Annotated in this window: 8 protein-coding genes; all 8 read right to left on the bottom strand. The window is 66.7% G+C overall.

Going from position 1 to position 6126, the window contains the following annotated elements:
- Positions 1 to 135 precede the first annotated feature (135 nt).
- The 8 genes from HNR60_RS22685 to HNR60_RS22650 all read right to left on the bottom strand — a co-directional run bounded on the left by HNR60_RS22685 (position 136) and on the right by HNR60_RS22650 (position 6090).
- Positions 136 to 924 carry an inositol monophosphatase family protein gene (locus HNR60_RS22685; RefSeq protein WP_184262441.1) on the bottom strand — a complete coding sequence of 263 codons (789 nt, stop codon included), beginning with the start codon at positions 922 to 924 and terminating at the stop codon, positions 136 to 138.
- A 92-nt stretch (positions 925 to 1016) separates the two neighbouring features.
- Positions 1017 to 2162 (bottom strand): tetratricopeptide repeat protein, encoded by a 1146-nt coding sequence (locus HNR60_RS22680; protein WP_246433070.1) that lies wholly within the window; start codon positions 2160 to 2162, stop codon positions 1017 to 1019.
- On the bottom strand, positions 2159 to 2854 hold the full coding sequence (locus HNR60_RS22675; protein ID WP_184262439.1) for a thiamine phosphate synthase: 696 nt from the start codon (positions 2852 to 2854) through the stop codon (positions 2159 to 2161). The genes HNR60_RS22680 and HNR60_RS22675 overlap by 4 nt, the downstream gene beginning before the upstream one ends.
- A 6-nt stretch (positions 2855 to 2860) precedes the next feature.
- Complete coding sequence (locus HNR60_RS22670; RefSeq protein WP_184262437.1) at positions 2861 to 3889, bottom strand: class I fructose-bisphosphate aldolase; 1029 nt, start codon at positions 3887 to 3889, stop codon at positions 2861 to 2863.
- 43 nt (positions 3890 to 3932) lie between these two features.
- Positions 3933 to 4256: a type II toxin-antitoxin system PemK/MazF family toxin gene (locus HNR60_RS22665; protein ID WP_184262435.1), complete on the bottom strand. Its 324-nt coding sequence runs from the start codon at positions 4254 to 4256 to the stop codon at positions 3933 to 3935.
- A complete protein-coding gene (locus tag HNR60_RS22660; RefSeq protein ID WP_184262433.1) occupies positions 4253 to 4498 on the bottom strand; it encodes an antitoxin MazE family protein in 246 nt (81 codons plus the stop codon). Before HNR60_RS22660 ends, HNR60_RS22665 begins: the two co-directional genes overlap by 4 nt.
- Positions 4499 to 4564: 66 nt before the next feature.
- Positions 4565 to 5761 carry a phosphoglycerate kinase gene (locus HNR60_RS22655; RefSeq protein ID WP_184262431.1) on the bottom strand — a complete coding sequence of 399 codons (1197 nt, stop codon included), beginning with the start codon at positions 5759 to 5761 and terminating at the stop codon, positions 4565 to 4567.
- Complete coding sequence (locus HNR60_RS22650; protein ID WP_184262429.1) at positions 5758 to 6090, bottom strand: hypothetical protein; 333 nt, start codon at positions 6088 to 6090, stop codon at positions 5758 to 5760. The genes HNR60_RS22655 and HNR60_RS22650 overlap by 4 nt, the downstream gene beginning before the upstream one ends.
- Between the last annotated feature and the right edge of the window lie 36 nt (positions 6091 to 6126).

Here is a 6126-nt window from a genome sequence, read left to right as displayed (position 1 = left end):
ACCGCACCCCACCAACCGCACTCCTGCGCAGCGATCGCGACACATCATATCGCCGAGAGCCGCCAATCGAATAGCTTCACAGGCTCTCAGGATGAGCATGACAGGATGAGACGCATGCGGTAGGTGACGAGAAACCTACTTCAACGGCCGCAGGATCCGCGTCAGTTCGCCGTGGACGAATTCGTTGCCGCAGACCACGTTGCCGGTTTTCAGGAGATCGCCGCCGTCGAGCTCGCCGACGGTGCCGCCGGCCTCCTTCACCATGACGATGCCGGCCGCGATGTCCCAGGCCGACAGGTTGCGCTCCCAGTAGCCGTCGAAGCGGCCGGCGGCGACCGCCGCCATGTCGAGCGACGCCGCGCCGAAGCGGCGGAAGCCCGCGACCTTGGGCTGCAGCGCGCCCATTTCCTTTTGCGCCAGCGCGAAATCGCCGCGGCCGATATGCGGCAGCCCGCAGGCGATCACGCATTCGTTGAGCTGGCGGCGGCCGGCGACGCGCAGCCGCTGGTCGTTGAGGAAGGCGCCGCCGCCGCGCTCGGCCATGTAGAGCTCGTCGTTGGCGGGGTTGTAGATCAGCCCGGCGATGATCTGGTCGTCGCGCTGCAGGGCGATCGAGATCGCGAATTGCGGAATGCCGTGCAGGAAGTTGGTGGTGCCGTCGAGCGGGTCGACGATCCAGGTGTGGCTCTTGTCGGTGCCTTCGCGGATGCCGCCTTCCTCGCCGAGGAAGCCGTAGCCGGGCCGCGCCTTGGTGAGGTCGCTGTACAGCATCTCCTCGGCGCGCTTGTCGGCCAGGGTGACGAAATTCGCCGGCCCCTTCATCGACACTTGAAGATTCTCGACCTCGCCGAGATCGCGTTTGAGGCTGCGGCCGGCGCGGCGCGCGGCCTTGACCATGACGTTCATGAGGGCGGAATGCAGCATGATCTCGGTCCGAACGACCTGAGCGTCAGGTCTCTTGGTGGGAAAGGAAGGGGTGGGGATTGCCCTGCCGGGCGGGCGGCGTCAAGGGCGCATCACTTGGTGCCGAGCCATTTGCGCGCCGCGGCGTCGACCTTGGCGCGATCCTCGGGGTTGAGCTGGGCCAAAGCCTCGTCCAGCATCAGGTCGCCCTTGCCGGCGGTTTTGGACACCACGTGCCATTTCAGCCCTTCCAGGCGGTCCTCCGGCGGGCCGTTGCCGGTGACCAGCACGCGGGCGAGCCGGTTTTGCGCGATCGGGTTGTTCTGCCGGGCCGCTTTTCGCAGCAGCGCCACCGCGGCGGCCTCGTTCTTCGGGGTGCCGGTGCCGTTGTACATCGCGATGGCGTATTCGACCTCGGCGTCGACATTGCCGGACAATGAGGCGGCCTGCAGCAACCGCACCGCCTGCTCGACGTTTTTCTCGACCCCGGTGCCTTCCTTGTAGAACGTCGCCAGCGCGTATTGCGCCTCCGGATTGCCGGCGTCGGCGGCGAGCCGCAGCAATTCGGCGGCGCGCTTGGTGTCCTGCGGAAAGGTCTGGCCGTCGAGATACAACAGCGCCAGATTATACGCCGCCTTCGGATTGCCGAGCTTGGCGGAGGAGGCGAGCCAGCGCGCGGCGTCCTCGCGATTGGCCGGGCCGCCGCGGCCGGCCAGCCGCAGCATCGCCAGCGCGAACATGGCTTCGCGGTCGCCCAGCTCGGCGGCGCGTTGATACCACTCCGCGGCCTTGGGGTAATCGCGTTTGATCCCGAGCCCGGAGGAGTAAAGCTCGCCCAGCATGGTCATCGCCTTGGGGTCGCTGTAGTCCTCGGCGCGCCGGGTGGCGAGATCGAACGCGGTCTTGTAGTGGCCGCGCTGATAGGCGCCGAACACCAGATCGACGCGGGATTCGTCGATCGGCTCGGGCGCCGGCGCCGGCGGCGCGGGCTCGCCGGGTTTCTTGCCGGCGGTCGGCGCCGGCTTCGGCTGCGCCTTCGGCGCCTCCGGTTTGGGAGTGGCGAGCGGCTTCGGCTTGGCGGGCGCCGGCGGCTTCGCTGTGGGTTTCGCGGGCGCGGGTCGCGGTGCGGCGGGTTTGTTCTGCGGCGCGACCGGAATCGGCGCCGGCGGCGACAGCGAGATCTGCGCCGAGGCCGGCTGCGCCAGCAGTGCGCAGCCGAGCAACATCGCCGTGCCCTGCAGTGCCGTCGGCAACCTCATTGCGGGTCGACCTTGGCGGGTCTTGCAAGCGAGGCCAGCAATGCCTGGTAGCCTTGCGCGATCGCGGCACGGGCATCGCCGAGCGCCGCATCGGCGCCGCGCGGATCGTCCCAGATCAACTCGCCGACCAGCACGAAATCGGCGCCGGCCGCCGCGAACTCCTGCGCTTCGGCGAGCGTCGCGGCGTAGCCGACGCAGGGCGGCTCGAACAACTCGGCCCACCATTGCAGCCGCTCGGCGATGGCGTCCGGCGCCGGGCGCTGGCCGTCGGCGTCGGGTTCGCCGAACAGCACGTAGTCGGCGCCGGCTTCGCCCGCCAGCATCGAATCGTGGCGGGTGCGCAGGCCGCCGATCCCGGCGATGCGGTCGGGCTGCAGCTCCGGCAGATGCTCCTGCATCGCCTCGACGCCGTTAAGATGTGCGCCGTCGGCGCCGGCGCGCGCCACCAGCTCGGGGTGGCCGTCGAGCAACAGCGCCGCGCCGGCGTTCTGCACCGCCGGCGCCAACGCCTTGGCCCGCGAGATCATGCCGCGCTGATCGGTCAATTTCAGCCGCAGCAGCACCGCGGCCACGTCATGGGCTTCGATCAGAGCCGGCAACTTGGCGGCGAGCGCGGCGGCGTCCTCCTCGAGCACGGGGGTCGCAAGATACAGCCGCGGAGCCGGCGGTGGAGGAGCTGGTTTAGCGGCCATGGGTGTTCAAGCAGCCTTGTTCTGTTCCAGCTCGGGCGTCCATTGCCCTTTGCTGGCGAGCGAATTCATTCGGGCGCGATGGGCGAAGGCCTGCTGACCGGCAACGACATTCTCGAGCTTGCCGGCCCAGGCCTGCTGCGGGGCCGCCTGCAGCGCGCGGCCATAGGAGAAGGTCACCGGCCACGGCAGCCCGCCCAACTTGTTGATGGCGTCAAGATGCGCGGTGGCGTCCACGTCGGATTGCCCGCCGGACAGGAACGCGATGCCCGGCACCGCCGCGGGCACGCAGGCCTTGAGCAGCCGCACGGTTTTCTCGGCGACCTCGGCCACTCCCGCCTGATTGGCGGATTTCTTGCCGGCCACCGCCATGTTGGGTTTCAGGATCATGCCTTCCAGCGCGACTTTCGCGTAATACAGCTCCTGGAAGGTTTCCTTGAGCACGAATTGCGTCACCTCATAGCAGCGATCGATGTCGTGGTCGCCGTCCATCAGCACCTCCGGCTCGACGATCGGCACGATCTGCGCGGCCTGGCACAGCGCCGCATAACGCGCCAGCGCGTGCGCGTTGGTGTGGATCGCGGCGTAAGTCGGAATCCCCGCTCCGATATCGATCACCGCCCGCCATTTGGCGAACCGCGCGCCCTGCTTGTAATATTTCGCCAGCCGGTCGGCGAGCTTGTCGAGCCCGAGCGTAATGGTCTCGCCCGGGCAGTTGGGCAGCGCCTGGGTGCCCTCGTCGACCTTGATGCCGGGGATCGCGCCGGCCTGCTCGATCAATTTGATCAGCGGCGTGCCGTCCTTGCCGTCCTGCCAGATCGTCTCGTCGTAAAGAATCACGCCGGAAATGGCCTGCGCCATCGGCTGTTTGGCGCGGAACAGCATTTCCCGATAGTCGCGGCGGGATTCCTCGGTCGAGGTGACGCCGATGGCGTCGAACCGCTTCTTGATGGTGCCGCCGGATTCATCGGCCGCCAGCAGCCCCTTGCCGGGCTGCACCATGGCTTGCGCCACCTTGTTGAGGTCGGTGAGATTCATCGCTGTCTCCTGGGGCTTGTCATGGCCGAAAATGCGACGGATGTCAGACGAAACCCAGGAAAATCGCAAGCGCGCGATTGACCAGGGTCATGTCGGTATCAGACAAGCGGCCGATACGGCGAGACACCCGTCGTAGGGCCACGGCGGTGATCTTGTCGACCATGACCTGCGACCGCTGTACCAGGCCGTTGCTCGGGTCCGGCTCGATCTGAATCCGCAGCGCCGGCACGTCGCGCAATTCCGTCGTCAAAGGCAGCACGGCAAGCGACGCGATATCCGTGAAGGCGTTCGCCTGGACGATGACTGCCGGTCTCGGTTTGCCGAAGTCTCCCTGCAGCACGACAAGGACGATATCGCCCCTGGTCACTTCCAGCCTTCAGGGTCGAACCAATGCTCAAGTTCCGCGAGAATCTCTTGCTCATGCGGATCGTCTTTGAGGAGGAGGCACTGCCGCTTAATTTCCGCCTTGAACTCCGGCGAGTGGACGTCCGGAACCCACAGCGTCACCGGCTTCAGGCCCATCGCCTTCATCTTGTCGCGGTGCTTGCGGACCCGCTTGGCGGCGTCGCTGCGCTTTGCAGCGTCCGTCGGCTTGGCCTTGTCGTCCATGGCGCGTCTCCCGGGAGCGTTACATGTAACATACTCCCGGGCCGACAGCGCTTCAAGAAGCGCGGCTTATTGCGGCCGCAGCACCTCGACGCCGGGCAACGGCTTGCCTTCCATCCATTCCAGGAAGGCGCCGCCGGCGGTCGAGATATAGGTGAAGTCGGCCGCCACGCCGGCCTGGTTGAGCGCCGCCACGGTGTCGCCGCCGCCCGCCACCGACACCAGCTTGTGCGTCTTGGTGCGGGCCGCGGCGTGCTGCGCAGCCGCCACGGTGCCGGCGTCGAACGGATGCAGTTCGAAGGCGCCGACCGGGCCGTTCCAGACCAGGGTGGCGGCGTCGTCGATCGCGGCGTTGATCCGCGCCACCGAACGCGGGCCGACGTCGAGGATCATGCCGTCGGCCGGGATCGAGTCGAGGCCATAGGCAAACGCCGGCGCGTTGGGCGCGAAGTGATAGGCGACGGTGGCGTCGACCGGCAGAATGATGGCGCAATTGGCGGCTTCGGCCTTGGCGATGATGCGCAGCGCGGTCGGCGCCAGATCCTTCTCGCACAAAGACTTGCCGACATTGATGCCCTGGGCGTGCAGGAAGGTGTTGGCCATGCCGCCGCCGATCACCAGCGCGTCGACCTTGCTGACCAGGTTTTCCAACAGATCGATCTTGCTGGAGACCTTGGCGCCGCCGACGATGGCGATCACCGGGCGTTTCGGCGCTTCCAGCGCCTTGTTCAGCGCGTCGATCTCAAGCTGCATGGTGCGTCCGGCATAGGCCGGCAGCTTGTGGCCGACGCCTTCGGTCGAGGCGTGGGCGCGGTGCGCGGCGGAGAACGCGTCGTTGACCCAGAGGTCGCCGAGCTTGGCCAGTTCGTCGACGAATTCAGGCTCGTTCTTTTCCTCGCCTTTGTGGAAGCGGGTGTTTTCCAGGCAAAGAATGTCGCCGTCCTGCATCTTGGCGATCGCGGCAGCCGCGACCTCGCCGATGCAGTCCTCGGCGAACCCGACCGGGCGCTTGATCACCTCGGCGAGCGCGGCTGCGACCGGGCGGAGCGATTCCTTGGGATCGACGCCTTTCGGCCGGCCGAAATGCGCCAGGATGATCACCTTGCCGCCCTTGTCGGCGATCTCCAGGATGGTCGGGGCGACGCGGTCGAGGCGGGTGGTGTCAGTGACCTTGCCGGCGTCCATCGGGACGTTGAGGTCGACGCGCAACAGCACGCGTTTGCCCTTCAGCTCGGCATCATCGAGGGTGCGGAATGATTTTGTCATTTTCTGAGTACATTCAGTGCGAAGATGAGGATACCGGAGCCTATGCCCCAGGTTGCGAAAATAATGGTGAGCATGGTCCAGGTCGTGGGCAGGCTAGAGAACCGCGCGTCGATGCCGCTGAGCCGACCTTCGATGCCGGTCAGACGACCTTCGAGGCCGCTGAGGCGGCCTTCGATCTTCGCCAGGATGATCTCGATCGATCGGAGCGACGCTTTGACGTCTTTCATATCGTCTTCGATGCCGGCCACCCGCGATTCAAGCATCGGATCCTCCGGGCCGCCTCCAGACTGAGCCCCGCTTCTGCCGGGAAAACGAAGAACTTCGACCATGGTCTCAGTCCTTGGGTATAGGTTTGCTGGCCTTAC

The sequence above is a fragment of the Rhodopseudomonas rhenobacensis genome, assembly GCF_014203125.1.
GTDB lineage: Bacteria > Pseudomonadota > Alphaproteobacteria > Rhizobiales > Xanthobacteraceae > Rhodopseudomonas_A > Rhodopseudomonas_A rhenobacensis.
Note: the sequence above shows the minus strand (reverse complement) of the source record. Positions and strands in the feature narration are given on the sequence as shown.